Origin of the sequence: Streptomyces sp. 35G-GA-8 (genome assembly GCF_023534745.1) — a bacterium.
Lineage (GTDB): Bacteria > Actinomycetota > Actinomycetes > Streptomycetales > Streptomycetaceae > Streptomyces.
In genome coordinates this window covers 385596-412550 of record NZ_JAMHJQ010000003.1, presented here as the reverse complement: position 1 = coordinate 412550, position 26955 = coordinate 385596, and the positions used below count along the sequence as shown (strand labels likewise).

Here is a 26955-nt window from a genome sequence, read left to right as displayed (position 1 = left end):
CGACGCCATGAGCACCCCCACTGGGCCCGCATCCGGCCTGCCTGTACGAATGCCGCGACCCCGTCAGTCGGGGCGCCACCGCCGCCCCGAACCGGTCGCGGCTCCCGAAGGTGCGCCGGCGCTTGTCGTCGCGGTGCCCGGAACCCCCTCGGCCGCCGTCCGGAGTCTGGCCGAAGAGGTCGTCAGTATCGCCCGTTCCGAGCTGCCCGGCCTCGACGCCGTCATCGGGTTCCTGGACGGCGACGACTCCGAGTACCCCACGTTGCAGAGCGTCCTGACCGGGACCGCCGCGCTGCGTACCGAACGCTATGAGCTGGCGAAGTCGGCGGGCCGCGAGGTGGCCGAGCCCGAGGGTCCGGCCGCCGTCGTCGTACCGCTGCTCGCGGGACCCGACAGTGGGCTGGTCACGCGGATAGGTCAGGCCGTCGCGGACAGCGGCGCCACCGCGGAGCTGACCGATGTCCTCGGTCCGCATCCGCTGCTCGCCGAGGGTCTGCACGTACGCCTATCGGAGGCCGGGCTGGCCCGCGCGGACCGCGCGAGGCTCTTCACGGTCGCCACGGCGGCCGACGGGATCATCCTGGCCACAGTGGGGGGCAAGGAAGCGGTGCAGACCGCGGGGATCACCGGAATGCTGCTGGCCGCGCGCCTCGCCGTACCGGTCATGGCCGCGGCGCTCGACGAGGAGGGCTCCATCGCGGCTGTCGCCCAGGAGCTGCGCGAGGCCGGTTCGACCCAGCTCGCGCTCGCCCCGTATCTGGTCGGCCCCGAGCTGCCCGAGGGGCTGCTCGAAGCGGCGCTCAAGGAGGCGGACTGTGCCGCCGCCGAGCCGCTGGGCGCGTACCCGGCGATCGGGAAGCTGGTGCTGTCGAAGTACACGGCCGCGCTGGGCATCCCCGCGCAGGCGCAGGGGACGGCGACGCACTGACCCGCCCGCACCGGCCACGCGCCGCACGCCCCTGAGTACGGGAGCACGGCCCGCCCGTACCCATGGAAAGGGCCCGCCCGGGATCGCCCGGCGCGGGCCCTTCCGCGTCGGTGCCACCACCGCCGTATCCACTCGGGGAGAGGGTCGTTCGGGGTGGAGGGCTGTTCGGGATGGAGGGCTGTTCGGTCAGCCGAAGACCACGCAGGAGGCGGCGGGGGCCGCGAGGGAGCCGGCGCGTACCGGAATGCCCGTCGCCGGATCGATGTCGAACCAGGTCACATCGCCGGAGTGCTCATTCGCGGCGTAGAGGCGGCCACCCGTCGGGTCCAGCGCCAGATCGCGGGGCCAGCGCCCGCCGCAGTCCACCGTGGTGACCAGGTCGGCCTTCTCGTACGTCGCGTCGAGCGCGAGGACGGCGATGCTGTCGTGTCCGCGGACCGCCGCCCAGACGAACCGTCCGTCGTGCGACACGACCACCTCGGAGCCGAAGCCCTCGACGTCCACGCCATCGGGCAGGACGGGGGCTTCGCCGACCGGTTCGAGCAGGCCCTTCTCCGCGTCCCAGCGGCAGACGGTGAGCGTCGGCTCCAGTTCGTTGAGCACATAGGCGTGGCCGCCGGCCGGGTGGAAGGCGAGATGTCGCGGTCCGGTGCCGGGGCGCAGCGCGGTCTCGGCGTGCGGTGTCAGCTCGCCGGCGGTGGCGTCGAGGGAGCTGATCCGGACGGAGTCGGTGCCGAGGTCGGTGGTGAGGATCCACCGGCCGCTCGGATCGGTCACCACCTGGTGCGCGTGCGGCCCGCGCTGACGGTCCTCATTCGGTCCGGAGCCCTCGTGCCTGGTCACTCCGCTCGCCGGCCGGAGGGCGCCGTCGGCGCCGACGGGCAGGACGGTGACGCTGCCGGAACCGTAGTTGGCGGTCAGCAGATGCCCGGCGGTGAGGGTGAGATGGGTGGGGCTCGCGCCGCATACCGGTACGGGCTCCCCCAGCGGCCGCGGCGCTCCGTTCCCCGCGTCCGCCGCCGGTGTACTGAACGCCGCCGCCGCGCCTTCCTCGGTCTCGGAGACCGTGTAGAGCACGGATCCGTCCGGGGCGAGCGCGAGGTAGGACGGATCGGCGACGGCGTCGGTGACTCCGCGCTCCATCAGAGCCCCGGTCTCCGCGTCCACGGTCACGGCGATGATCCCGCGGCCTCCCGCGGAGGTGAACGATCCGATGAAGGCCCGCCCGTCGTTCCTGCCGCTCACTCTGTGTCCCCTCTTCGGCTGATCTCGTCGGCTGCCTGGCGGCCACCGCTCCCCCGGTGTCCGGGGCCGACGGTAGCAGGGGGTCTGGACCAATCACTCGGCCCGGTAGGCCGTTTCCGGCCCCTTTCCGGCAGCTCAGGAGGGGGCGTCCGGTGGTTCAGGCGGGGACGAGAGGGCCGCGCGGCGCGGTACGCAGGGGTGCGGAGAGATCCCCGAGCGCCCGCTCCAGGTTGTGCAGATGGGCCAGCGCCGCCTCGGCCCCGGGGTGGTGGTGCGGCGCGTCCGGCACACCTGCCGCCGGACGGGCCGGCTCCGCCCCCGACGGCGCCAACTCGCGTACGGCGGCTTCGACTCGGCGGCAGGCGGCGGCGAGCCGCGCGTCGTGCGAGGCGGTGGGGTCGGCGGCCACGGCGGCCAACCCCCGTACTTCGCGGGCGCAGTCGTCGAGCAGGACAAGCACGTGGCGCGCTCGGGCCCCGCGCGCCCGCGACGGGTTCAGCGGATGGACGAGCGGCGCGAGGGACATCCGTACCCGGCCCAGCAGTGCTTCCAGCTCCGCGGCGAGCGGCCCCGGATCGGCCTGTTCGTCCCCGGCGAGCCTGCGGGCGGCCGTGGCGGCGCAGCGGTGAACGCAGCGCAGCGCCTGCTGGATCCACGCGTCGGTGACGGCATGGGTGGTCACCGGCAGCAGGAGCAGGACGGCCAGCGCCGCGCCCAGTGCCCCCACACCGGTTTCCGCCAGTCGCAGGGCGAGCAGCGCCGGATCGAGCACGCCGAGCAGTCCGTACAGCAGGCCGACCATGACCGTCACGAAGAAGATCATCCAGCTGTACGAGACGGCGGCCGTGTAGAAGATCCCGAAGACGCAGAGGGCGACGAGCGCGGCGGTGGGGGCCGGCGCGCCGTGCAGGGGGATCGCGATGATCAGTCCGGCGGCGCTGCCGGCGGCCGTGCCGACCACCCGCCGGAAGCCGCGGACAAGGGTCTCACCGCGTGAGGCGGTGTTCACAAAGATCCACCAGGCCGCGCCGACGGCCCAGTACCAACGCTCCTGCGAGAGCGTCTGGCCCACGCAGAGCGCCAACGCACCGGCGGCGGCCACCTGGACCGCCTGCCGGGTGGTCGTGCGGGCCGTTCCCGAGGCGCCGGGCAGTACGGGCAGGGTGGGCGGCGGCAGCCGGCGTTCGTAGCACCAGACACCGAAGCGGACGACCGACGAGGCGAGCACGGCGAGCAGCACCGCGGAGTACAGCGCGGGCAGTTGCGCGGGCACGGTGCCCAGGAACTGCGCCACGAAGAAGGTCATGAACCCGAAGACCCCCAGGGCATGCCCTCGCGGGCCCCAGCGGCGTAGGTACACCCCGGCACCGGCCACGACGAGGAACGCGGCGTCGCGGGCCAGTGGGTGATCGTGCAGCGCCGACGCCAGGGCGAGCACGGGAAGGCCGACCGCGGGCAGCAGAGCGGTGGTGACGGCCTGGCCGCGCACCGTCGTGTCGGTGACCGTGAAGAGGGCGAGGAGCGCGGCGAGTCCACCGGTGATGACCCCGGCGAGCGGGTGACCGACGGCCCCGCACACGAGGACCGCCAGGCCGATGCCGAGAACGGCGCGGGCGGCGCCGTACAGCCTCAGCCGTCCCGGATCGGGACACACGAACATCCTCTTCAGCACTGCCAGCCCGCCCGTTTTCATTCCGGCATGAGAAAGGCGCCGCGGAGATCCGCAGCGCCATTGACAGCTCCATCACAGCATCTCCTACCCCAGTGGCTCAAGTGAACGTTGGAGTACTGGGCCATTGGCACACTGAGCCATGCTCGCCGCGCACGGCGGGAGGGCCAACGGCCGCGGCGCCGGTCGGGACCGTGCGCCCACCACCGGGCGGGCTCACCGTCCCTCCTGTCCGGCCGATCCCGTGGCGGCAAGTTCTTCGAGGTAGCGCGCGACCGGGCCGAGGCTGAGCAGGCCGCTGCCCGCTCCCGCCAACTCCGTCGCCGCCGGGGTCAGTCCGCTGTACGCACGCCGTATCGTCTCCCGGTCGCCGAGGGCGATCGCCGCCCGCGCCGTGAGGCACCACAGGGCCTCCAACAGCAGGTCGGGGGGCGGGTCCGGGACCTCGCGGAGCGCCGCCCCGGCCGCGTCGCGGCGGTCCTGGGCCAGCAGCACCAGGGGGCGGACCCATGGTGTGTACGGCCCCCAGTCGATGTGGTCGTCGGTGGGCGCGGGGCGGCCGTGCCGTACCCGCAGGGACAGCAGCGCGAGCGGCAGCAGACCGCGTTCCAGGCCGGGCATACCCGCTCCGTCGAGGCGCGCGGCGGCCTTCCGGTAGGCCGTCTCCACCTCGGCCACCGGTGCCCGGCCGGTCTCGGCGAGCCGCAGCGCCCGGTACCACTGGGTGAACACGCCCACGAGCGGCAGCTCATGCCGCTCGGCCAGGCGGTCGGCGGCGGCCGCGTGTCCGTCGGCTCCGGGGAAGTCGGCGAGCGCCCCGCGCGCCTGGAGGCGGATGAGGTGTCCGAGGATCTCGTAGGTGACCAGGTCGTGGCGGGTGGACAGGGCGACCAGTTCGGCGCCGATCGCGTCCCGGCGGGACGCCAGACCCGCGCGCTGGAAGGTCTGCATGAACACACCGTTGAGGGCGAACGCCAGCAGTGCGGGATCGTCCAGGCCGCGGGCGATCCGCTCCGCCTGCCGGGCGGCCTGGAGGCCGCGCGCCGAGGGGGTGCTCCCCGCTCGGAGGGTACGGGGCGCGGCACCGCGCGACTCCAGCGCGATCGTGGCCAGCAGCCGGGCACGCGCGGCCTCGTGGCCACCGGGAGGGAGCGCGGTCAGGGTGCGCTCGGCCGCGCTCACCACGGCCGCCGACCGCTCCGGGTCGTCGGAGCGGGTCCAGATCGCGGGGACGTCGTACGCGCCGATCACCCGGGCGGTCAGCGCCGCGTCGCCCAGCTCCTCGGCCGCCGTAACGGCCGCCACGCGGTGCAGCCGGGCCGCCTCCAGGCCGCCGCCCCCGGTCACCGCGAGGCCGCGCAGCAGACCCACCGTCGACTCCAGCCGGGCGCGGGCGCCCGCGCCGACGGTACGGTCGTACGCGGCGGTGGCCCGCGCCCACACCTGCCCGGCCGCGCCGCCCTCCTCACCGGCTCCGCCCGGCCCGGTCGGGGGGTCGAGATGGTCGGCGTGGGCGAGGATGTCCGCTTCCAGACGGCGCAGTCCCGGGCCGGGGTCCACCCCCAGCTGCTCCACCAGTAGCGTGCGTGCCCGGCGCAGCACCGCGAGCGCGTCGCCCTGGCGGCCGGCCCGGTAGAGCGCGAGTGCCAGCAGCCGCCAGGCGTCCTCGCGCCAAGGGTGCTCGGCGAGATGCGCGTCCAGATCCGGCACGGCCTCGGCCGCCCGTCCCAGGGACAGCCTGGCTTCCGCCCGCTGCTCGACGGCGCGCAACCGCAGCTCCGTCAGGCGGGAGCGCTCGGCGCCGGCCCAGGCCGTGTCGGTGAACTCCGCGTACGCGGGCCCGCGCCACCACCCCAGCGCCTCTTCCAGCCGCGCGAGCGCGTCCTCGGGAGGCAGCGTCGCGGCGGCGGACACCGCCCGCTCGAAGCGCCAGGCGTCCACGGCGTCCGGCTCCGCGCGCAGCGCGTATCCGGGGCCTTCCGTGACCAGCAGGTCGGCCGGGGCGCGGGGCGGGCGCTCCGGCTCCAGCGCGCGGCGCAGCGCGGCCACGAAGGTGCGTACGGCCCCGACCGCGCCCGGGGGCGGGTCCGCCCACAGGTCCTCGACCAGGCGGGTGACCGGGACGACACGGCGGCGGGCGACGATCAGCCGGGCCAGCACCGCGCGGTGCCGGGGCCCCTTCAGGGCGATCGCGGCCCCGTCACCGTCCCAGGCCGTGACCGGTCCCAGCACCCCGAACCCGACCCGCATCCGTGACCACCTCTTCCTCTGGCGCGGCTCGCCCTCGGCCACGTTATAGCGCTGATCCGCGCGCTGATCCGATGCTCATTCGCGCCCGGCAGGCTGAGGACACCTGTTCAAGACGGTCGGCCGGATCAACCCGGTCAGCCGGATCACCACGGAAAGAGGCGGAACCATGACGCCTGCCCTCACCGGCTTCGACTACCGGCGCGTTCCCGTCGCCGACGGCGTGTCACTGAACGCGGCCGTCGCGGGCACGGGCAGTCCGGTCGTGCTGCTGCACGGCTTCCCGCAGACCCATCTGATGTGGCGGCACGTCGCCGCCGACCTCGCGGCCGATCACACCGTGATCTGCCCCGACCTGCGCGGCTACGGCGCCAGCGACAAACCCGCCGAGACCGGCAGCGCCACCTACTCCAAGCGCACCATGGCCGCCGACATCGTGGCCCTGGCCGGTGCGCTGGGGCATGAGCGGTTCGCGCTGGCCGGGCACGACCGGGGCGCCCTGGTCGCCTTCCGCGCCGCACTCGACCACCCCGCGGCGATCACTCATCTGGCCTGCCTCGATGTGCTGCCGACCCTGGACATGTGGGACGTGATGCACGGCACCACCGCGGCGGTCGGCTTCCACCTCTATCTGATGGCCCAGCCGCCCGGCCTGCCGGAGCAGATGATCACGGGCTGCGCCGACGCCTTCTTCGGTCACTTCCTGGACGGCTGGACCAAGGACCCGCGGGCGATCCCCGCCGACGTGCGCGGCGCGTATCTGGACGCGTGCCGCGACGCGGTGCCCTCGATCGTCGCCGACTACCGCGCCTCCGCCGGCGTCGACGTCGACCACGACCGTACCGACCGGGACGCGGGCACCCGGCTGCGGATGCCGGTCACCGTCCTCCAGCAGGACTGGGGCGCGGTGCTCGGCTACGACGCGCGGTCCCTGTGGCAGGCGTGGGCCGCCGATCTGCGCCATGTCTCCGTCACCCATGGCCATTTCATGGCGGAGGAAGCCCCCGCCGACATCGCCGAGGCCCTGCGCGACCTGCTCACGCGCTGAGGAGGCGGGCACCGGTGCGGGTGATGCCGTACGGGTCTTCCCCGTCGGGACGAAACGCGTCGGCGCGATGGGCGGCGCTACTTCACGCCCACCGCCCGGATGATCTCCTGCTTGACCGATCCGCCGCGGTCGTCGGTGGCGGAGGCGCGCAGCGAGAGATACGCCGCGTCCTTCGGTATCCGTACGGTGCCCTCCCAGGCCGCCGGTTTCCCTGCGGCCCGGTGCAGCGATACGGCCGTCCAGCTCTTGCCGTCGTCGTACGAGACCTCAAGACGGCCGCCGTCGATCCTGCCGGTGTCCGGTGCTCCCTTGACGTACTCGGAGAAGATCCCGAGTGACAGCCGCTTGCCCGCGCGTACGTCGCCCGCCAGATCGGTGTCGACGTCGAAGCCGAGATTGAGCAGTGGCAGGAAGGTCTCGCGGTCCACGGGGGTCCGCGCGGAGCGGAAGGTCCACTCCGAGTGGCCCCTGGTGGACAGCCGCCAGCGCTCCGGGTCGAGGGTGGTGTCCGTGACGACCTTGTAGGTCTGTTCGGCCGGGTCGGCGTCCCAGGCGTACGCGCCCGAGCTGGTCCTGCGGTCGACGAGCCGCCCGTTCGCGTACACCTCGGTGGTCTGCGTCATCGACTCGTCGCTCCACACATCGCCGAAGCCGGTGTGGTCGGGGCCGGAGTCGCCCCAGCCCGGGGTGTTGAACCGGAGGTCATTGCCCCTGCGCTGCTGTCCCCAGCCGAGCCCGGTGCCCAGCCACGGGTGCAGCACCGGCTTGAACCAGTCGAGACCGGAGTGCGTACCGCCGCGGTAGGTCACCACGCCGCCGCGCTGTTCCAGCGATGTCGGGCCCGCGGTGACGGACTCGTGCCAGTGCTGGCCGGCGCCCGTGCTGACGTAGTCGGTGCGCTCCGCCGGATAGGCGGTCTTCTCCGGGAAGCCGAAGCCGATGGGGAAGGTGTCGGTGAGCGAGTAGCGGAACTCTCCGCCGTCGACGGGCTCGGCGGCGTGGAACCTCGTGTCGAGCACGGCCAGTTCGCGCTTGCCCGGACGGTAGGTCAGATCCTTGGGAATGGCTCCGGGGTGCCCCTCGGAGAGGTCGTAGACATACGGCGTGTAGCGCGTGCCGGTGAGCTCCACGCTCCGGTACTCCCGGGCCGACTCCAACAACAGTGCGCCGTCGGCCGAGTTGACGGTGGCGATGGTCAGCGGGCGCTCCTCACCCGACTCGGTGGCGAAGTTTGCGAGCAGCCTGCCGGGGGCGTCGTCGGTGACGAACAACGCCTTGACGCCCGCGTCCTGGGCGTTCTGGGCCAGCTGTCCCGGGCTGACGGCGGCGCTCGCGCGGACGACAACGGCCTTGCCACGCGCGGACAGGCCCTCGTACTCCCCGGAGCTTCCGGTGCCGGCGTCGACCAGCGGCAGCCGCTGCCGTCCGTCGGGCAGTGCGGAGCCGTACTGGACGACGGTCTCCGCGATGCGCCTGCCACCCGCCGTCAGCTCCAGCAGCGGCTTGCCGAGGCGCCAGACCGTGCGGTACTCGAAGGTTCCGGTGGCGGGTTCACGGGTGGGGGCCGCGAAGACGCTGTCGTAGGCGAGCGGCACCTGCACGGCTCCGGCGAACGTCGCCCCGTTCGCCTCCCTGCTGAACTCCATCAGGAGCTGACGGGTCTCCGTCCGCCGGTCCACCTCGGCCCGGATCTCCCTCAACTGGCTTCCGTCGAGGGTGATTTCGCGGTCGCGGTCCATCACGACCTCCGGCGCGGAGAGGAAGCCGAGGCCGAGCGAGTCCTTGCCTTTGCCGCCGCGTACGTCGAGGAACGAGGAGACGGCGTAGCTGCCGGGCGCCACACGCAACTGGAGCGTTCCGGAGTCGCCGACCGCGGCGGGGAACGGGTCATGCCCGGCGGCGAGCTTCTGGACCGTGAGCGGGGCCGCGGTCGGCGCGCCGTCCCGGTCCTTGGCGTGGACGGTGAGGGTGTACCGCTCCTCCTCCTTGACCAGGCCGAAGGCGGTGTGCGCGACGACCGTGTCGCCGCTCCTCGCGACGACACGGCCCGAGGTGGTGCCGACAGGGGCCTTCGTGCCGTCGCCGGTGACGGTGGTGGTGGCCGTACCGTGCGCCGGGACGGTCAGGGTGGAGTCGGCGAGGGTCACGACCCCGTCGGCGGCGCCCTCGACGGCGAGGCTCAGCGTGACGGGGCCGTCCGAGGAGTTGGCGTAGCCGACGGTCCGGGTGACGGGCTTGTTGTCCTCGTACGGCCAGCTGTGGAAGCCGAGGTCGGCGCTGCCGGTGGCGGTGATGACCGCGTCCACGGCGGCCGGTACGTCGACCCGGCCCGCGCCGAGCGCGTATACGGAGTCGGTGAGCTGTTCGGACGTGGACATGAGCGCGTCCTTGAGCCGCTGCCCGGACCAGTCGGGGTGCTTCTCGGCGAGCAGCGCGGCGACTCCGGCGACATGCGGGGTCGCCATGGAGGTGCCGCTCATCGTGGTGTACGGGCCGCTGCCCTCCGCGAGCCGGGAGCGGGCGGCGAGGATGTCGACGCCGGGGGCGGACAGGTCCGGCTTCAGTGCGTTGTCGCCGTGGCGCGGGCCCTGGCTGGTGAAGTACGCGGGCCGGTCGGCGGAGTCGACGGCGCCGATGGTCAGCGCGGAGTCCGCGGCGCCGGGCGAGCCGATGGTGGCCGCGCCGCCGGAGTTGCCCGCCGCGATCACGAAGAGCGCGCCGGTCTGCTCGGAGAGGGTGTTGACCGCCTGGGCCATCGGGTCGGTCCCGTCGCTGGGTTCTGTCGAACCGAGGCTCATCGACACGATCTTGGCGTCGATGTCCTTCGCGGCCCACTCCATCCCGGCGATGATCTGCGATTCGCTGCCGAAGCCCGCGTCGCTGAGCACTTTGCCGACGGCAAGACCGGCGCCGGGGGCGACGCCCTTCTCCTTGCCGTCCGAGGCCGCGCCGCTGCCGCCCACGGTGGAGGTGACATGGGTGCCGTGTCCCCTGCGGTCGGTCACCTCCTCGCCTTCGATGAAGCTCTTGGTCTCGTCGACCCGGCCGGCGAGATCGGGGTGTCCGGCGTCCACGCCGGTGTCCAGGACGGCGACCTTGACACCCTTGCCGGTCAGGCCGGCCTCCCAGGCCTTCGGGGTGCCGATCTGGGCGTTGCTCTCGGCCATGTCGGCCGTGACACGTCCGTCGAGCCAGATCCTCTCGATTCCGGCCGCGAACCGCGCCTCACCCGAAATGCCTTCGCGTGCGCCCGAGTTGACGGAGGATCGGGCCGCGGGGGCGACCGTACGCCAGAAGTCCGTGCCGTTCTTCGACGCCTCGACCGCGGCGCCGTTGACGCTCGGCAGTGAGCGGACCCGATCGGCACCGAGGGGAGTCGCGGCCCTGCTGCCCTTGCCGTACGTGACGATGAGGGGCAGCGCGTCGGCGCCGCGGTCGTCGTATCCCAGCTCGATCAGCGCCGTGACGTCGAAGAGCCGCTTGTCGAGGGCTCCGGCACTGAGATACGGCGCGGCCTCGTCCGGTACGACGGTGATCCTGTCGCCGGACGTCTCGCTGCGCACCGCTCCGGTCGCGCCCTCGGGGCGCTGGACGGCGACGGTCCGCCGGCCGCCGCCCACGTCGGTGACGGTCACCTTGTCGCCCGTCACGAGGGTGACGGTGTGCGCGGCGCGGGCCGTCGCGTGCGACGGCGGTACGGCATCCGCGGGGGTGGGGTCGTGGCCGGCTCCGGCCGCGACGGCCTGTCCGGCCGGGAGCAGTACGAGCGAGAGCCCGGCCGCCAACAGCCGGGCTCCGCGTCTCGCCGGTGCTCTGGTCATGAGTTGCCTCTCCTCAAGCACCCGGTGATGGAGGTGTGTTCGAGTGCTGCGAAGAGTCTCGGCGCTCCCTTTCTTCGAACACAGCGCCGGATGCTGGCGGTAAGTCGCCATGGCGGCAATCTGCCACGCACGCCTTCGACCAGGCTTCTGACGGGCAGAAGGACCGGATTTCGGGCACGAAACCTCATCGGCCAGAACCACTCCGAAGAGTGGCCGCGCGTCAGTTGTCACGATCCGCGAGGTTTCGTCCGGGGCGCGCACTGCCAGAGATCAGGTGACCACTCACCGTAGAGACGAGGAACAGTGTTGGCCCGGAACAAGGACGACGGCTCCCACACGCTGCTCAGCATGCTGCACACCGCGCTGACCGACACACGCAGGGAGCTGCGGGCGTCCCTCGCCGAGGGGTTCGACCGGCTCCGGATGGCGGGCGACGAGGCGCACCGGGCCACCCAGGAGGCTCTTGCCTCCGGGCTGAGTGAGCTGCGTACGGAGCTGCGGGAGACGCGGGAGGGCCTGGCGCGCGGCAGGGACGAGCTGGGGCAGGCCGTCGAGACCGCCGTGGAGATCCTTCAGGACGAGGTGCAGCAGGTGAAGGAGGCGGTCGAAGTCCTCCGCCCCGGGTCCGCCGGTCACCCGGGTCTGCCCTTCGAGTCACCCGGCGGACCGGTTCTGCCGCCCGGTGTGCCCGGCGTGCTCGGCGTGTCCGGTGTGCCCGGTGTGGCGGGCGTTGTCGGCATGCCGGGTGCGCCCGCCATTCCCAGCGTTCCCAGCCAGCGTGAGGAGGACGACGCCCGGACCGTACTCCCGGGGTCGCCGGAGCCATCGCCACCGACCGGGCCCTCGCCCGAACCGCCGGTACTGTCCGAGCCTTCGGCGACGCCCGAGCCCCCGGCGTCGTACCAGCGGTCGGCGCTCCCCCAGGACATCACGGCCGAAGGGTCCTCGCCGGGGTCGGGCGAGCGGGTGACACCGTCGCTCCTGGACGCGCTGCGCCGGGAGTTCGGGCCGTTGCTGGAGCACCTTGAGGAGGCTCGCGGCGAGCTGGCGGCGGTCCGTGCCGACATCACCGCGCTGACCTCCCGTATGGACGACGCGGAGGAGACCCGGCGCGCGCCCCGGGAGGACGGGCGACAGCTGCCGCTCGTGCCGCCTGTACCGCCCGTGCCCCTCGGACTCCCCGGGGCCTCCGGACCCTCCGGGGCCTCCGTGCCGCCTGTGCCACCCGTGACCGAGGAGCACGGGGAGCTGCTGAAGCGCGCCGCCCGGGTGTCGTCGGCGTCCCTGGTCTGTCACCGCGACACCTGGGAGTTCATCACCGGCCAGGCGGGCCGCCACTCCCACTTCCGGATGCCTCCGCGGATCACCGACCGGGGCGACGACCGGGTCGCCGCGGCGCTGTCGGGGCGCTCGCTGATCGCCGTCCTGATCTCCCTGTTCACCACCCGGCACGCCACGGACGCGGGTGACGGTGACTGGGCACTGGCGACCGCCCTGTACGAGCGTGTCGGCGCCGGTCTCGACGTACTCACCCCCGGGGGCACCACCGTCACCATCACACTGGACGACCGCGCCCCGGGCGCCGACGACGGGAGGGGCGCCGACGACGGCAGTGGCGGCTCCGGCGGTGGGACGGCCGAGGGGATCAGTCTGCCGTCGCCCGCGTCGCCGAACGGTCCGGGGCGAATGGCTCAGGATGGTCCCACATAATGGGGCCATTGGTAGAGGCGCGGGCCGTATCCATGGACGGCAGGAGGCCGGCGGACGATGGCGGTGGACACGCTCGACACCCGCATTCTGCGGCTCCTCATCGAGCAGCCGCGTACCAGCGTGCGGGAGTACGCGCGCATCCTCGGGATCGCCCGGGGGACGCTTCAGGCCCGGATTGACCGGCTGGAGCGCGAGGGAGTGATCACCGGCAGCGGGCCCTTCCTCTCCCCCGCCGCCCTCGGCCATCCGGTGCTCGCCTTTGTCCATATCGAGGTCACGCAGGGGCATCTGGACGAGGTCGGCGAAGCGCTCGCCGAGGTCCCCGAGATCGTCGAGGCGTTCTCCATCACGGGCGCCGGGGATCTGCTCACCCGGGTCGTGGCCCGCGACAACGGCCATTTGGAGGATGTGGTCCAGCGTCTGATCCAACTGCCGGGTGTGGTCCGTACGCGTACGGAGATGGCCCTGCGCGAGCGGGTGCCGCACCGGCTGCTGCCGCTGGTCGAGTCGGTGGGCCGGGCCGTCGGCGAGCGACGCTGACGGAGCGCTTGGCATGCTGGGACGTATGAGCACTTCCCCTGCGCTTGCGGTCATCTTCGATCTCGACGGAACACTCATCGACAGTGAACCGAACTACTACGAAGCCGGACGGCTGCTCCTGGCCCAGTACGGCGTGTCCGACTTCAGCTGGGAGCAGCACAGCCGGTTCATCGGGATCGGCACCCGCGAAACGCTGGAGGTGCTGCGCGAGGAGTACGCGCTCGACGCGCCGGTGGACACTCTGCTCGCCGAGAAGAACCGGCTCTATCTGGAGCGGGTGCGCGCCTCGACCGAGGCGTTCCCGCAGATGCGGAAGCTGGTGGAACGGCTGGGCACCGAGGGCGTGCCCATGGCCGTGGCGTCCGGTTCGTCCGGGGCGGCCATCGATCTGGCGCTCGCGGTCACCGGACTTGACGGGTATTTCACCACGACCGTCTCGGCCGAGGAGGTCGAACGTGGCAAGCCGCAGCCGGATGTCTTCGTGGAGGCGGCGCGCCGGCTGGGCGCCGAACCCGCCCACTGCGTGGTGCTGGAGGACGCCGTGCCCGGTGTGATCGCCGCGCGGGCCGCCGGGATGCGATGTGTCGCGGTCCCCTACGCGCCCACGCCCGGCGCGCCTCTCGATCCGGCGTTCGGTACGGCGGGGCTGGTCTTCCCCGGCGGACAGGGCGAGTTCACGGCGCAGGCCGCGTACGCGTGGATCGTCGGGGAGTAGGGCGCTGGGGTCCACCGATCCCGCCGTCCCGCCGATCGCCCGGCGGACGACCCAGCCGGGGTCCGGCGCCGGGAGCCAGGCGCCAGGGGCCTCAGTTCCGGTCAGCCATGTCTCCGTTGAGCAGTGCCACACCCAGCGGGGTGATGGTGTGCTGCACCTTGTTGAAGGTACGCAGGGTGGTGATCAGCCCCGCCGTGCGCAGCACCGAGGTGTGCTGACTGGCGGCCGCCGAGGAGATTCCCACGCTCTCGCCGACCTCGGTGGTGGTGCAGCTGCTGGTGAGTGCCTCCAGGACCGATGCGCGTGTACGTCCCACCAGCGCGTGCAGCGCGTGCTCGGCACCGCCCTTGGACTCCCACAGCGAGTCCGCCCATTCGGGGTTGGCGCGCGTGGGGTAGATCAAGGTCACCGGACGCCCGTCGGATCCGCCGCCGGAGAGCACTGGCGGGCGGCCCGCCAGGAAGAGCGAGGGCGCCAGCGCGAGACCGCTCGACTCCAGCTTCAAATCATCCCCGTTTCCGGGGACTTCGAGGATCGGCGCGTCCCAGCGAATGGCCGGGTGAAGCGTGGAGAGCAGTTTGCCGACTCCGTCGCTGAGCATGATCTGACCGCGTGCGGTGCGGTCCGCGTGCAGTCGCTTGGAAATGGCCTTCCAATACGGGGCTATCGCGATGCGGTGGAACTCCTCAAGATCCTGCACCACTTGGGGTCTCTCCCGGGGCGCGGACATGTCCGGGAAGTCGCCGTCCTCCGAGGTGCTACGCGCGTCAAGTCCCAGCCTTCGCACCACTTGATCGATGTCCGGGACGGGACGGACGACTTGGGCGAGCCTCACCAGCGCGCGGATATTGCCGGAGTTGCCCAGCTTCTTGCGCCATGGCTTGAACACCGGTCCGCCGCCGCCCAGGCTCAGTTCTTCGAGGGCGAAGAGGGACTCTCGTATGTGATCGACCTGCGGAAGAACTCTGGTTTGTGACAGGCTCTCAGGCGTAAAATATATGCGACGCATACTCCCCCGCAGGATCCGTGCGCACTGTCGACCCGGACTCGGATTCACCGGCGACGAGCCGCTCCCACCGTTTCAACTCGCGAGTGCATTCGACGTTACCACGAGTCGCCGAGGCCAATCGGAAACATCGGAAACATTCGAAAGTACCGCCGGCCTCGATGACTTCCATAGTGCGTCCGCCTCATCACATCCGACAGGGGAGGCCGCACGCCTATGGAGGTACAGCTGGCTGCACCTGCCCAAGAGGGGTCAGCTGTAGTCGAAGGTGCGTCAACCCCGCTGTTTTCCGGGAGTTTAACCACAGTCCCGAGCATCGCCCAACAATGGGCCGAAGGTCCCCGGCGGCGTTCTTCCTATGCGGGAATGGGCTTGGGTCGGAACTTCTCCCGGAAATGTGGCCGGAATACCGCAGTAGCTCGCGAGAAGGATTTGGCGGGGGCTAAAACTTCCCCATACGGTCCGGCCGCCCTCGCTCCGCTTCCGCCGGCGATACGGCAGGTCGTACGTGGACCCGGCCCGGGCGCGTGGCCTATCCCAACCCCGCCGGTTCCACAACCAGCGATGCCCGGCCACGCCGATCGGGCGGATCCGGGAGGTGGCAGAGCACACGGAAGGGGACGCGGAATCGGCCGGGGGCACCGGGGCCGCGGAGTGCCCGCCGCCCCCGGCCGGGGTTCACCGGCGACCGCGGTGCCGTGCCCCGTCCCGGCCCGCCGCGCGCAGTGCCGCCAGCGCGGCACCCGGGCCCGCGGCGGTGACCAGTGCCTCTCCCACCAGCACCGCGTCCGCGCCGTGCGCGGCGACATGGGCCACATCCTCGGGACCCCGGATACCGGATTCCGCGATACGCACCACCCCCTCCGGGATACGCGGGGCGAGCCGCGCGAAGGTGCCCCGGTCGATCCGGAGGGTTTTCAGATCGCGGGCGTTGACACCGATGACCGACGCGCCGAGCGCGAGCGCGCGATCGGTCTCCTCCTCGTCGTGCACCTCCAGCAGCGCCGTGAGCCCCAGTTCACCCGCGAGCTTCAGCAGGGCGGCCAGTTCGTCCTGCGCGAGCGCAGCCACGATCAGCAGCGCCAGGTCCGCTCCATGCGCCCTGGTCTCCCACAGCTGGTACGGGGTGACGACGAAGTCCTTGCGCAGTACGGGGATCCCCACCTCGGCGCGGACCACATCCAGATCGGCGAGCGAGCCATGGAAGCGACGCTCCTCGGTCAGGACGCTGACCGCCGCCGCGCCGCCCCGTTCGTACTCCCCGGCCAGCGCCGCCGGGTCGGTGATGGCGGCCAGCGCGCCCTTGGACGGGCTGGCCCGCTTCACCTCGGCGATGACCCGCACGCCCGTGTGGCCGCGCAGCGCGGCGGCGGCGTCGAGGGCGGGCGCCCTCTTCATCGCCCGGTCACGCAACTCGGCCTCGGGAATGAGTCGTTGACGCTCGGCGACGTCTTCGCGTACTCCGCCGATGATCTCGTCGAGCACGGTCATGGGGTGTCGGTCCTCTCACATTGCCGCACGTTTCCGACCGGCCGGCCGGTGACTCGCTCACCGCCCGGTCAGGAGGCGATCGGGACGATCTTGGGGTTGGCGAGGGCCAGATAGTCCTCGGTGGCGAGCGCCACCGACAGATCCAGCCTGGCCGCGTTGAAGTACAGCGTCGGCTCCGCGCAGAGCGCGGGGTCGGCGAGCACGGACAGCTCGTCATGGAACGAGAACGGGATGATGCTGCCGCTCACACAGCCGGTCAGGCTCTCCGCGAGGTCGCGCCGGGCGAGTTGGGCGCGCGTTCCACCGCACTCCGCAGCGACCCGCTCCAGGTCCACCCGGCGGTCGCCGGGGATCACCGCGAGGATGTGCCGCTCGGCCGGGGCGCCGCCGAGAACGGTGACGATCATGCATTTGGCGGCTGCCGTCAGGGCATGGCCGCGCAGCGCGCTGGCGAGCGCGGTCCGGCCCTCGGGCGCGTGTGCCAGGAGTTCGTAGCGTGCGCCCGACTCTTCCAGCACGTTCAACAGACGCTGTGACGCGACGAGTTCGTCGCGACCGGCGGTCTCGTTCATGTGATCGCCGACTGTCTGGCCGGGGACACCGGCCGCATCCAGGAGTGGGAGTCGGGCAGTTCGCCGCGCTGGATACCGAACAGCGCGGCGGAGAGTCTGCCGGTGACCTCGCCGGCCGCGACGCCGCCTTCGGCAGGGGCGCCCGCGCCGATGGTCCAGGAGCCGTCCTTGGTGCTGACCTCGTTGACGGGGCTGATCCGGGCGGCGGTGCCGCAGGCGAAGACCTCGGTGATCGCGCCGGAGGCGCAGTCCGCCCGCCACTGTTCCAGGCTCAGAGGTGCCTCACTCACCGGCACACCGAGGGTGGGGGCCAGTCGCAGCAGCGCGTCCCGCGTGACGCCGGGCAGCAGGCTGCCCGTCAGCGGCGGGGTGACCAGTCGGGCGGAGCCACCGGCTTCGTACACGAAGAAGAGATTCATGCCTCCCATCTCCTCGACCCAGTTGCGCTCCACCGGGTCGAGCCAGACGACTTGGTCGCACCCCTTGCGCTGGGCCTCCTCCTGGGCGAGCAGGCTTCCCGCGTAGTTGCCCGCGCATTTGGCGGCTCCGGTGCCGCCGGCGGCGGCCCGGGAGTACTCGTCGGTGACCCACACCCGTACCGGGCGCTGGGCAGGGCCGAAGTAGCCCTCGGTGATGAACGCCACCAGCAGGAAGCGGTATTCACGGGCGGGACGCAGAGCGAGAGTCCGTTCGCTCGCGAAGAGGATGGGGCGCAGATACAGACTCATGCCGGGGTCGTCGGGTATCCACTCCTGGTCCTGGGCGACCAGGGCGTCCACCGCCGCGAGGAACAGTTCCTCGGGCGGCTCGGGCATCATGAGGCGGCGGGCCGAGGAGCGCATCCGTTCGGCGTGCGCGTCCGGCCGGAAGACCGCGACCTCGCCGGTGTGCGAACGGAACGCCTTGAGCCCCTCGAAGACGACCTGGCCATAGTGCAGACCGACCGTGGCGGGATCCAGCAGCAGCGGACCGTAGGGCACCAACTCGGCGTCGTGCCAGCCCTGTTCGGGGTTCCATCGGGCGGAGACCATATGCTCGGTGAACGCGGTGCCGAAGGCGGGGGCGGCGCAGCGCTCCGTGCGCTCCTGCGCCGTCAGTGGTCGGGCTACGGGTGTGGTCACGATATGCACTCCGGCCTCCTGTGGCGGTTCGTGCGATCGGGGTGTGGCGGGGTGGGCGGGGTGGGGGGTGCGGGGCGGGGCCGGGCGACGGGACCGGGCATGCGACGGGAGTGCCGGTGTGTCACACCAGTGGGGCGAAGAAGTACGTGTCACGCCGGCTGAACCGCCGCTCGCCGTTGAGCAGAAAGAAGTCGGCGAATTCCAGGCGGACTTGGCGGCCGTCCTTGAGGACGCCCTCGAAGACTCCGTTGACCGCGACCTGATCGCCCCGCGCGACGACCGTGGCGACGGTGTGCCGACCGCTCTCGATCACGCGCTCGCCGGTGTAGAAGGCGGTCAGACCGGTGTGACCGCGCATGGGTTCGTATCCCGGCCGCCGGTAGACGGCGTCCTCCGCGAAGAGGGAGACGAGTCCGAGGACGTCGTCCGCGTCCACCAACCGGTAGTACTCACGCACCCGGGCCTCATTGACCTCGGTGGGAGAGCTCTCGGTCATCTGCTGTCCTCCATCCGGTGGGTTCGGGCTGTTCGGGCTGTTCGGGCTCTCGGGCTGTTCGGGTCATACGCGCTGTACGGGAACTCTGGGCCGAACGGGTCACGTCACCCGCCCATGGCCTCGATCAGGGACGTGGGCCGCATGTCGGTCCAGTTGGTCTCCACGAAGTCCAGGCACTCCTGCCGCCGACGCGGGCCGAAGGCGACCTCCCAGCCCTTGGGCACGTCGGCGAAGGTGGGCCACATCGAGTGCTGGCCCTCCGTATTGACGAGTACGAGATAGAAGGCCTCATTGTTCTCGAACGGTACCGACATTTCTCTTTTCCTTCTCATTCGAATTCTGACACGGATACAGGTACGGATACGGGTACGGATACGAGGGTCGTCAGCCGGCGTTCGTCAGCCGAGGAGCGCGCGCAATTCGCACATGAATTCCTCGCAGAGCCCGGCGATGGTCTTTTCGTGATGTGTCGCGCTCGAATAGCGGATGGCGAGCCTGAAACGTCCGCCGATGACGACCCCGGTGATATCGAGCAGATGGGCCCGCTCCGCGCGGTCGCTCTGCTGGGCCATGGCCGGCAGTACAGCGCGTATGGGACCGCCCTCGGTGGCCCCCGGAGCGTCGTCGAACCTGCCGAGGTAGTTGAAGACGACCTGGGGCGCGGGCGCGTCGGCCAGCGTGGGCTCCCGCTTGAGATGGCGCAGGGTGCCGTATCCCAGTCCCTGCCCGGGGACGGCACGCAGCTGCCGGCCCACGAGCTTCACACGCGCCCTCGGGGACTGATCCCCGGGTACGTTCAGATGGACCGGATGGATGGTGGTGAACCAGCCGACCGTACGCGACAGATCGAGGTCGTCGAACAGCTCTTCGCGGCCATGGCCTTCAAGGTCGATGGTGACGCCGGCGCCACCCGCCCAGCGGGAAAGGCTCGCGCCGAGCGCGGTCAGCAGAATGTCCTCCGTACGGACACGGAACGCGGCGGGCGCCGTGCGCAGAAGCGCCTCGGTCTCCGGCTCGTCCAGTTCGACGGTGAATTCCGCTTCCGACGCGATCGCATTCGGTCCCGGACCGTCCACCGGGAGCGAAGCGGATTCGCGCTCCAGCACCTCTTCCCAATAGGGGAGTTCGGATGCGAAGCCACCGTCCTGGGCGTGCTCGGACAACCGCGTCGCCCACCGGGCGAATGACGTACGGACCGGCTCGACCCGTACCGGTTCACCCTCGCGGGCCTGCCGGTAGGCGGCGTCGAGGTCACCGAGCAGGACGCGCAGCGAGACCGCGTCGGTCACCAAGTGGTGGGCGACCAGCAGCAGTCGGGGCACGCTGCCGGCGCCGCCGTCGAAGAGCACGGCGCGCGCCACCGGTCCTTCGGCGAGGTCCAGCGACGCCTGGAGCTCGGCCGCCGCCCGGTCCATGACGGCCACCAGCTCCCGCGCGGTGACACCGAAGATGTCCCGTCGGGCGACGGGGACGGCCGCTGACTCCGGGGCGATGTGCTGGGTGTGTCCGGCGGCGCCGCCGGTGAAGCGGGTCCGCAGGGTCTCGTGGTGCGCCACGACAGCGGTGACGGCCCGGATCAGCGCGTCGTGGTCGGTGTCCGGCGCCAGCTCCAGCTGAACGGACATGTTGTAGTGGTGCGGGTCGGTACGGTACGTCTCGAAGAAGCGGCGTTGTACGGGGGTGAGCGGCAGCGGTCCCGCCGCCGTCGCGGTCGCCGGCGCCGGTCCTTCGCCCGGGTCGTGCGCCGCGCTGTCGACCAGCTCCGCCAGCGCGCGGACCGTCGCGGCGCGGAAGATGTCCTTCGAGGTGAGCGACGCCCCCGCCGCGCGGGTGCGCGCCACCAGCTGGATGCTGAGGATCGAGTCACCGCCGAGATGGAAGAAGTTGTCGTCCAGGCCCACCTCTTCGAGGCCGAGCAGTTCGGCGAAGATCCCGGCGAGCAGCACTTCGGTGTCGGAGACCGGCCGCGCGTCGGGGTCCCCGGCCGTGGCGGTCGGCTCGGGCGCCGGGAGCGCCTTGCGGTCGACCTTCCCGTTGGCCGTCAGGGGCAGTTCACCGAGGACGACGAGGGCGGCGGGGATCATGTAGTCGGGCAGGGTGAGGCCCGCGTGCCGGCGCAGTGCGTCGGTGTCGAGCGCGGGGCCGTCCGGGTGAGGGGTGACATAGCCGACCAGCCGGTGCCCGCTCGGGCCCTCGGCGGCGATCACACATGTCTGTCCGACGCCGGGCGCGGCGGCCAACACGGCCTCCACCTCGCCCAGTTCGATCCGCAGCCCGCGGATCTTGACCTGGTGGTCGGTACGGCCGAGGTATTCGACGGTGCCTCGGTCGGTCCATCGCACCAGGTCGCCGGTACGGTACAGCCGCTCGCCCGGATCGCCGAACGGGTCCGCCACGAAGCGCTCCGCGGTCAGCCCCGGCCGTCCCAGATACCCACGGGCCAGCTGCTCACCCGCGAGATACAGCTCACCGGGCACACCGACGGGCACCGGCCGCAGCAGCCCGTCCAGTATGTGCAGCCGGGTGTTCGGGACCGGTCCGCCGATCCCGTGCCGTACACCGGGCCGTACGTCCTCGGTCGTCGCCCAGATGGTGACCTCGGTCGGTCCGTAGAGGTTGGTGACGCTCGCCGCGGAGCCGGCGAGCCGGCCCGCGAGATCCGGCGGCAGCGCCTCGCCGCCGACGAGTACCCGCAGCCCCTTGACGACATCGGGCCGTACGGCGAGCAGCATCCGCCACAGCGACGGGGTGGCCTGCATGATGCCGGCCCCGGAGTCCGCCAGGATCTGGGCGAGGCGGTCGGGATCGCCGACGGCCTCCTGCTCCGCGACGATCACACTCGCTCCGGCGAGCAGCGGGAGATAGATCTCCAGCGCCGCGATGTCGAAGCTGATGGTGGTGACGGACAGCAGCTGGTCGGCGGCGGTGAGCGGGAACCGCTCGGCCATGGAGGCGAGGAAGGTGGCCAGCGCCGCGTGCGGAATCACCACCCCCTTCGGCCGTCCGGTGGAGCCCGAGGTGTAGATCACATACGCCGGGTGCCGGGCGGCGTGCCGCCGTACCGGATCCACCGCCTCGTAGGCCGCCGGGTCGTAACCGTCGCTCCCCGCGGGGCTGTCGAGGAGCAGCACGGGGCTCTTGCTGTCCGCGACGAGGTCGCGGGTGGCGGTGTCGGTCAGGACGTGGACGGGCTCCGCGTCCCGCAGTGTGTACGCGAGCCGGTCGGCGGGGTGACCGGGGTCGAGCGGCAGATACGCGCCGCCCGTCTTGAGGACGGCGAGCAGGGCGACGACGAGGGAGAGGGAGCGGGGCAGCGCGAGCGCGACCACATCCTCCGGGCCGACGCCCTGGGCGATCAGATGGTGCGCGAGCCGGTTGGCGCGCTCGTTCAGCTCGGCGTAGCTCAGGGTGGTGCCGTGGCCGACGACGGCGCGCGCGTGGGGGGTACGGGCCACCTGACGCTGGAAGAGGTCGACCACGGTGGCGTCCGGCAGCTGCCGCTCCACACCCGCCCGGTCGGCATCGATACGCGTTCGCTCGGCCTCGGTCAGCATCGCCAGCCCGGCCATCGGACGCTCGGAGCTATCCGGGGCGGCCAGCGCCTCGGCCAGTGTCACCAGATGACCGGTCAGCCGCTCGATCGTGGACGCGTCGAACAGATCCGTGCTGTATTCGACCGAACCACGCAGCTCCCCACCCTCCTCCCAGTAGGTGAAGGTCAGATCGAAGAGCGAGAAATCACGGGAGAGCGGCTGCTCGGAGAGTTCCACGCCGTGCAGCCTCATCGGGGCGGCGGGCGTGTTCTGGAAGGCGATCAGCGCCTGCACCAGCGGCGGACGGCTCAGATCGCGTTCGGTGACGACCGCGTCGACCACCCGGGAGAACGGCGCGTCACCGTGGGCGAACGCCTCCAGCACCGTTTCCCGTACGGAGTCCAGGTACTCCCCGAACGTGCGCAGTTCGTCCACGTCGGTGCGCAGCACCAGGGTGTTGACGAAGAAGCCGATCAGCCCCTCGACCTCGGCCCGGTCGCGTCCGGAGCTGAGCGTGCCGAGCGCGATGTCCTGGCGACCCGACCAGCGGGCGAGCAACAGGGAGCTCAGCGCCGTGGTGGCCATGAAGAGGGACGCGCCGTGTTCCTGGGCCGCGCGGGTCAGCCCGTCGGTGGCACGGGCCGAGAGCCGGAAGGTGTGCAGCGCTCCGGAGTAGCCGAGTACGGGTGGACGGGGCCGGTCCGCGGGCAGCTCCAGCGGCTGCACCCCGGCCAGTTTCCCCCGCCAGAAGTCGAGTTGGCTGTCGAGTTCGCGCTCGGTGAGGTGTTCGCGCTGCCATACGGCGTAGTCCGCGTACTGCACGGGGAGCGGGGGCAGGGTGCTGTGCGGCAGAAGGTGGGCGGCGTCGCGCGAGCCGGTTTCGAGGGCGGCGTTGTAGAGAGCTCCGAGTTCGCGCGAGACCACCCCCATCGACCAGCCGTCCGTGATGATGTGATGGATCGTCACGGCGAGCGCGTGGTCGTCGGGAGCCGCGCGGACCAGCAGGGCGCGCAGCAGCGGGCCGTTGCGCAGGTCCATCGGCAGGGCGAACTGGGCGGCCAGGGTGGCTTGAAGCTCCCGCTCGCGCTCGCCCGGATCGGTCGCGGTGGGCTCGGTGACCGGGACCGGGACTTCGTAGGGATCGCCGATCAGCTGTACGGCGCGGCCGTCGACCGCGTCGAAGGTGGTACGGAGCGATTCATGCCGTACCACCAGGGCCGACAGCGCGGCCGAGAGCGCGGAGATGTCCAGCGGGCCGGTGAGCCGCAGTACTCCGCCCGCGTTGTAGGCCGGGTTGCCCGATTCGAACTCGTCCAGGAACCAGAGGCGTTGCTGGGCGAACGACAGTGGCAGGTCGCGGTCGCGGCCCGCAGGGGCGATCCGCGCGGTGTGCCCGGCGGCGCGGCCCTCGGTGACCCGCTCGGCGAACTCGGCGATGGTCGGCCGGTCGAAGAGCGCACGGGCGGAGAGCTCGATCCCGAAGGTCTTCCGCACCCGGGAGATCACCTGGATGCTGAGGATCGAATTGCCGCCGAGCTCGAAGAAGTTGTCGAGAACGCCGATGTCGTCGAGGTGGAGCACCCGCATCCAGATGCCGGCCAGCGCCTCTTCCAGTGCGTTGCGCGGGGCGACGCGCTCGGCGGTGGCGGCGAAGAGCGAGGGGGCGGGGGCGGGCAGCGCCCTGCGGTCGACCTTGCCGTTGATGGTCAGCGGCAGTGTGTCGAGAACGACGATGGCGGCGGGGACCATGTAGTCGGGCAGACCCCGGGTCGCGTACTCCCTGACGGCACCGGCTTCGAGCACGGGGGCGCCCGGGTCGGTGCTGCGCTGGTGCGGGTCCGTCCCGCACTCGTACGGGTCGGCGTCGGGGCCGTCGGGGCTCGCCGGCCGCGCGGTGACATACCCCACCAGCCGGGGCCCGCCGGGGGCATCGGCGGCCACCACACACGCCTGTCCGACCCCGGGCGCCGCCGCCAACGCGGCCTCCACCTCGCCGAGTTCGACGCGGTGCGCGCGTATCTTGACCTGGTCGTCGGTGCGGCCCTGGTACTCCAGGGCGCCGTCGGCCGTGCGGCGCACCAGGTCGCCCGTACGGTACATCCGTCCGCCCGGCGCGCCGAACGGGTCCGCCACGAAGCGCTCCGCGCTCAGCCCCGGCCGTCCCAGATACCCACGGGCCAGCTGCTCACCCGCGAGATACAGCTCACCGGGCACACCGACGGGCACCGGCCGCAGCAGCCCGTCCAGTACATGGGCGCGCATGTTCCAGGAGGGCTCCCCGATCAGGACGGCGCCGGCCGGGTCGGCGTCGCCCGGGGCCAGGGTGTGCACGACACAGCCGACGGTGGCCTCGGTCGGCCCGTACTCGTTGACGACGCTCGCGTCGCGGTGCCGCGCCCGCCAAGGGGCCAGCGCCTCGCCGAGCAACTGCTCGCCGCCCAGCACCAGATCGCCCTGGGCGAGGACCTCGTCGGGCAGCGACTCCAGCAGCGGCAGATGACTGGGGGTGGCCTTGATGAAGGTGGGCGCGGGCCCGTCGCCCCAGGAACCCGGGTCGATGTCCTCCAGCGCGCTGACATGGACCGTGCCACCGACAGAGAGCGGTGCGAACAGCGTGGTGACGGTCAGGTCGAAGGAGACGGAGGAGTGCAGTATCGCGCCGCCCCGGATGCCGGGGTACGAACCCTCGCACCAGCGGAGGTAGTTGGTGAGCCCGCTGTGCGGTACGACGACCCCCTTGGGGCGGCCGGTGGAGCCCGAGGTGTAGATGACGTACGCGGCGTTTCCGGGCCGCAGCGGGGCGCGCCGGTCCGCGTCCGTGAGGTCCGCCGCCGATCGCGAGGCAAGCGCCTCATGGGTGGCGGGCAGGTCGAGCACCAGATGGCGGGTGTCCGGGCCGGGCCGTACCGGAAGGTCGGCGGCGTGCTGGGTGATCACGTGTACGGGGCGGGCGTCGTCGAGCAGCGCGGCGATCCGTTCGGCCGGGTAGTCGGGGTCGACCGGCAGATACGCCGCGCCCGTCTTGAGCACCGCGTACAGCGTCACCATCAGGTCGGCGGAGCGCGGCAGGGAGAGCGCGACCACGTCCTCGGCGCCGACGCCCCGGGCGGCCAGCTCGTGGGCGAGCCGGTTGGCCCGCTCGTTGAGTTCGGCGTAGCTCAGTGTGCCGTCGTCGGTGACGACGGCGGGCGCGTCGGGGGTACGGGCCGCCTGCCGCTGGAACAGCTCGACCGCGTTGGTGTCCGGCAGCTCCCGTACCGCACCGGACCGGTCGGCGGCGATACCCGCTTGCTCGGCCTCGGTCAGCATCGCCAGCCCGGCCATCGGACGCTCGGAACCACCCGGGGCGGCCAGCGCCTCGGCCAGTGTCACCAGATGACCGGTCAGCCGCTCGATCGTGGACGCGTCGAACAGATCCGTGCTGTATTCGACCGAACCACGCAGCTCCCCACCCTCCTCCCCATAGGTGAAGGTCAGATCGAAGAGCGAGAAATCACGGGGCAGCGGCTCCTCGGCCAGTTGTACACCCTCCAGTCGCAGGGGCTCGGAGGGGGCGTTCTGAAGCGCGACCATCGCCTGCACCAGCGGGGGACGGCTCAGATCGCGCTCGGTGACCAGGGCGTCCACCACCTGCTCGAAGGGCGCGTCACCGTGGGCGAACGCCTCCAGCACCGTTTCCCGTACGGAGTCCAGGAACTCCCCGAACGTGCGCAGTTCGTCCACGTCGGCGCGTAGCACCAGGGTGTTGACGAAGAAACCGACGATCGGCTCGGCCTCTCCCCGGTCACGGCCGGAGACGGGGGTGCCGACCGCGATGTCTCGCCGGCCCGAGTGGCGGGACAGCAGCAGCTGGCTGAGCGCGGTCACGGCCATGAACAGGGTCGCGCCACGCCCCCGCGCGAGGGCGGTCAGCCGCTCGGTGAGGCCGGCGGGGAACCGGAAGGGGTACGCGGCGCCGGCGTAGCCGCGTACGGCGGGACGCGGCCGGTCGGTGGCCGTGTCCAGCGGTGTCAGCGCGGCCAGCTTCCGCCGCCAGTAGTCGAGTTGGCGGTCCAGCTCGCCGCCGGTCAGCCGCTCGCGCTGCCAGACGGCGAAGTCCGCGTACCCGAGGGGCAGTGGGGTCAGCCCGGCGCGCTCCAGCAGCGCGGTCGCCTCCCGCGGCCCCGGCAGCGCGGCGGCGGCGTAGAGCACGCTCAGCTCGCGCTCCAGGATGCCCATCGACCAGCCGTCCGTGACGATGTGATGCATCGTCAGCACGAGGATGTGGGTCGTGTCGTCCAGCTTCACCAGAAGGGTGCGCAGCAGTGGACCGGTACGCAGATCGAAGGGGCGCGTCACCTCGGCCCTGAGGAGGCTCCTGACGATCAGGTCCCGCTCGGCGTCGGGGGCCGGCGGCACCTCGGTGACGGGCACCGGCACCGCGAAGGGTTCACCGATGAGCTGTACGCCCTGCCCGTCCACCGCGTCGAAGGTGGTACGCAGCGATTCGTGCCGTACCACCAGCGCGGAGAGCGCGGCGGCCAGCGCGGGCACGTCCAGGTCGCCGGTGACCCGCAGTGCCGCGCAGGAGTTGTACTCCGCGCTGCCCGGCTCGAACTCGTCCAGGAACCAGAGCCGTTGCTGGGCGAACGACAGTGGCAGGTCGCGGTCGCGGCCCGCCGGGGCGATCCGGCCGGGCCGGGCCTTCCCGTCGTCGCCGCCGGCCAGCCGGGAGCGCATCCTGTCCCGCACATGCTCGGGCAGGGACTGAATCCAGCTCTCGCGTGATGCCGCGTCCATGCGTCTCTCTCCTCTACGGGTGCCACGAGGTCGT

General features: G+C 71.9%; 16 protein-coding genes. 5 read left to right on the top strand and 11 right to left on the bottom strand.

Features of this window, described 5'->3' with window-relative positions; genetic code table 11:
• Positions 1-7 precede the first annotated feature (7 nt).
• Positions 8-928: a sirohydrochlorin chelatase gene (locus tag M1203_RS08080; protein WP_249948840.1), complete on the top strand. Its 921-nt coding sequence runs from the start codon at positions 8-10 to the stop codon at positions 926-928.
• A 186-nt stretch (positions 929-1114) separates the two neighbouring features.
• On the opposite strand, the gene M1203_RS08075 is transcribed toward M1203_RS08080, so the two are convergent.
• The 3 genes from M1203_RS08075 to M1203_RS08065 form a co-directional block, all read right to left on the bottom strand.
• Positions 1115-2173, bottom strand: a complete 1059-nt coding sequence (locus M1203_RS08075) for a lactonase family protein (RefSeq protein ID WP_249948839.1) — start codon at positions 2171-2173, stop codon at positions 1115-1117.
• Positions 2174-2330: 157 nt separating this feature from the next.
• The gene (locus M1203_RS08070) at positions 2331-3845 is read right to left on the bottom strand and encodes an FUSC family protein (protein WP_249949075.1); all 1515 of its coding nucleotides are present in this window, start codon (positions 3843-3845) and stop codon (positions 2331-2333) included.
• Positions 3846-4058: 213 nt separating this feature from the next.
• The gene (locus M1203_RS08065; RefSeq protein ID WP_249948838.1) at positions 4059-6092 is read right to left on the bottom strand and encodes a BTAD domain-containing putative transcriptional regulator; all 2034 of its coding nucleotides are present in this window, start codon (positions 6090-6092) and stop codon (positions 4059-4061) included.
• A gap of 166 nt (positions 6093-6258) precedes the next feature.
• Between M1203_RS08065 and M1203_RS08060 the strand changes: the two genes are divergently transcribed.
• Complete coding sequence (locus M1203_RS08060) at positions 6259-7137, top strand: alpha/beta fold hydrolase (protein WP_249948837.1); 879 nt, start codon at positions 6259-6261, stop codon at positions 7135-7137.
• A gap of 77 nt (positions 7138-7214) precedes the next feature.
• Here the strand turns inward: M1203_RS08060 and M1203_RS08055 are convergent, their stop codons facing one another.
• Positions 7215-10958, bottom strand: coding sequence for a S8 family serine peptidase (locus M1203_RS08055; protein WP_249948836.1), 3744 nt, complete (start codon positions 10956-10958; stop codon positions 7215-7217).
• Positions 10959-11264: 306 nt separating this feature from the next.
• Between M1203_RS08055 and M1203_RS08050 the strand changes: the two genes are divergently transcribed.
• Genes M1203_RS08050 through M1203_RS08040 form a run of 3 tightly spaced genes read left to right on the top strand, consistent with a single transcriptional unit; the run spans position 11265 to position 13923 of the window.
• On the top strand, positions 11265-12668 hold the full coding sequence (locus M1203_RS08050) for a hypothetical protein (protein ID WP_249948835.1): 1404 nt from the start codon (positions 11265-11267) through the stop codon (positions 12666-12668).
• Between the two features lie 57 nt (positions 12669-12725).
• The gene (locus tag M1203_RS08045; RefSeq protein ID WP_249948834.1) at positions 12726-13208 is read left to right on the top strand and encodes an Lrp/AsnC family transcriptional regulator; all 483 of its coding nucleotides are present in this window, start codon (positions 12726-12728) and stop codon (positions 13206-13208) included.
• Between the two features lie 13 nt (positions 13209-13221).
• Positions 13222-13923 carry an HAD family hydrolase gene (locus M1203_RS08040; protein ID WP_374402356.1) on the top strand — a complete coding sequence of 234 codons (702 nt, stop codon included), beginning with the start codon at positions 13222-13224 and terminating at the stop codon, positions 13921-13923.
• A 91-nt stretch (positions 13924-14014) separates the two neighbouring features.
• On the opposite strand, the gene M1203_RS08035 is transcribed toward M1203_RS08040, so the two are convergent.
• From M1203_RS08035 to M1203_RS08005, 7 genes are all read right to left on the bottom strand, one after another.
• Positions 14015-14812: a helix-turn-helix transcriptional regulator gene (locus M1203_RS08035; protein WP_249948832.1), complete on the bottom strand. Its 798-nt coding sequence runs from the start codon at positions 14810-14812 to the stop codon at positions 14015-14017.
• Between the two features lie 795 nt (positions 14813-15607).
• Positions 15608-16420, bottom strand: a complete 813-nt coding sequence (gene trpC / locus M1203_RS08030) for an indole-3-glycerol phosphate synthase TrpC (RefSeq protein ID WP_249948831.1) — start codon at positions 16418-16420, stop codon at positions 15608-15610.
• A gap of 68 nt (positions 16421-16488) precedes the next feature.
• A complete protein-coding gene (locus M1203_RS08025) occupies positions 16489-16992 on the bottom strand; it encodes a YbaK/EbsC family protein (protein WP_249948830.1) in 504 nt (167 codons plus the stop codon).
• Positions 16989-18122, bottom strand: a complete 1134-nt coding sequence (locus M1203_RS08020) for a branched-chain amino acid aminotransferase (protein WP_249948829.1) — start codon at positions 18120-18122, stop codon at positions 16989-16991. The genes M1203_RS08025 and M1203_RS08020 overlap by 4 nt, the downstream gene beginning before the upstream one ends.
• A gap of 112 nt (positions 18123-18234) precedes the next feature.
• The gene (locus M1203_RS08015; protein WP_249948828.1) at positions 18235-18609 is read right to left on the bottom strand and encodes a nuclear transport factor 2 family protein; all 375 of its coding nucleotides are present in this window, start codon (positions 18607-18609) and stop codon (positions 18235-18237) included.
• A 104-nt stretch (positions 18610-18713) separates the two neighbouring features.
• Positions 18714-18923, bottom strand: a complete 210-nt coding sequence (locus M1203_RS08010; RefSeq protein WP_249948827.1) for an MbtH family protein — start codon at positions 18921-18923, stop codon at positions 18714-18716.
• 84 nt (positions 18924-19007) lie between these two features.
• Positions 19008-26921, bottom strand: a complete 7914-nt coding sequence (locus M1203_RS08005) for a non-ribosomal peptide synthetase (protein ID WP_249948826.1) — start codon at positions 26919-26921, stop codon at positions 19008-19010.
• Positions 26922-26955 lie beyond the last annotated feature (34 nt).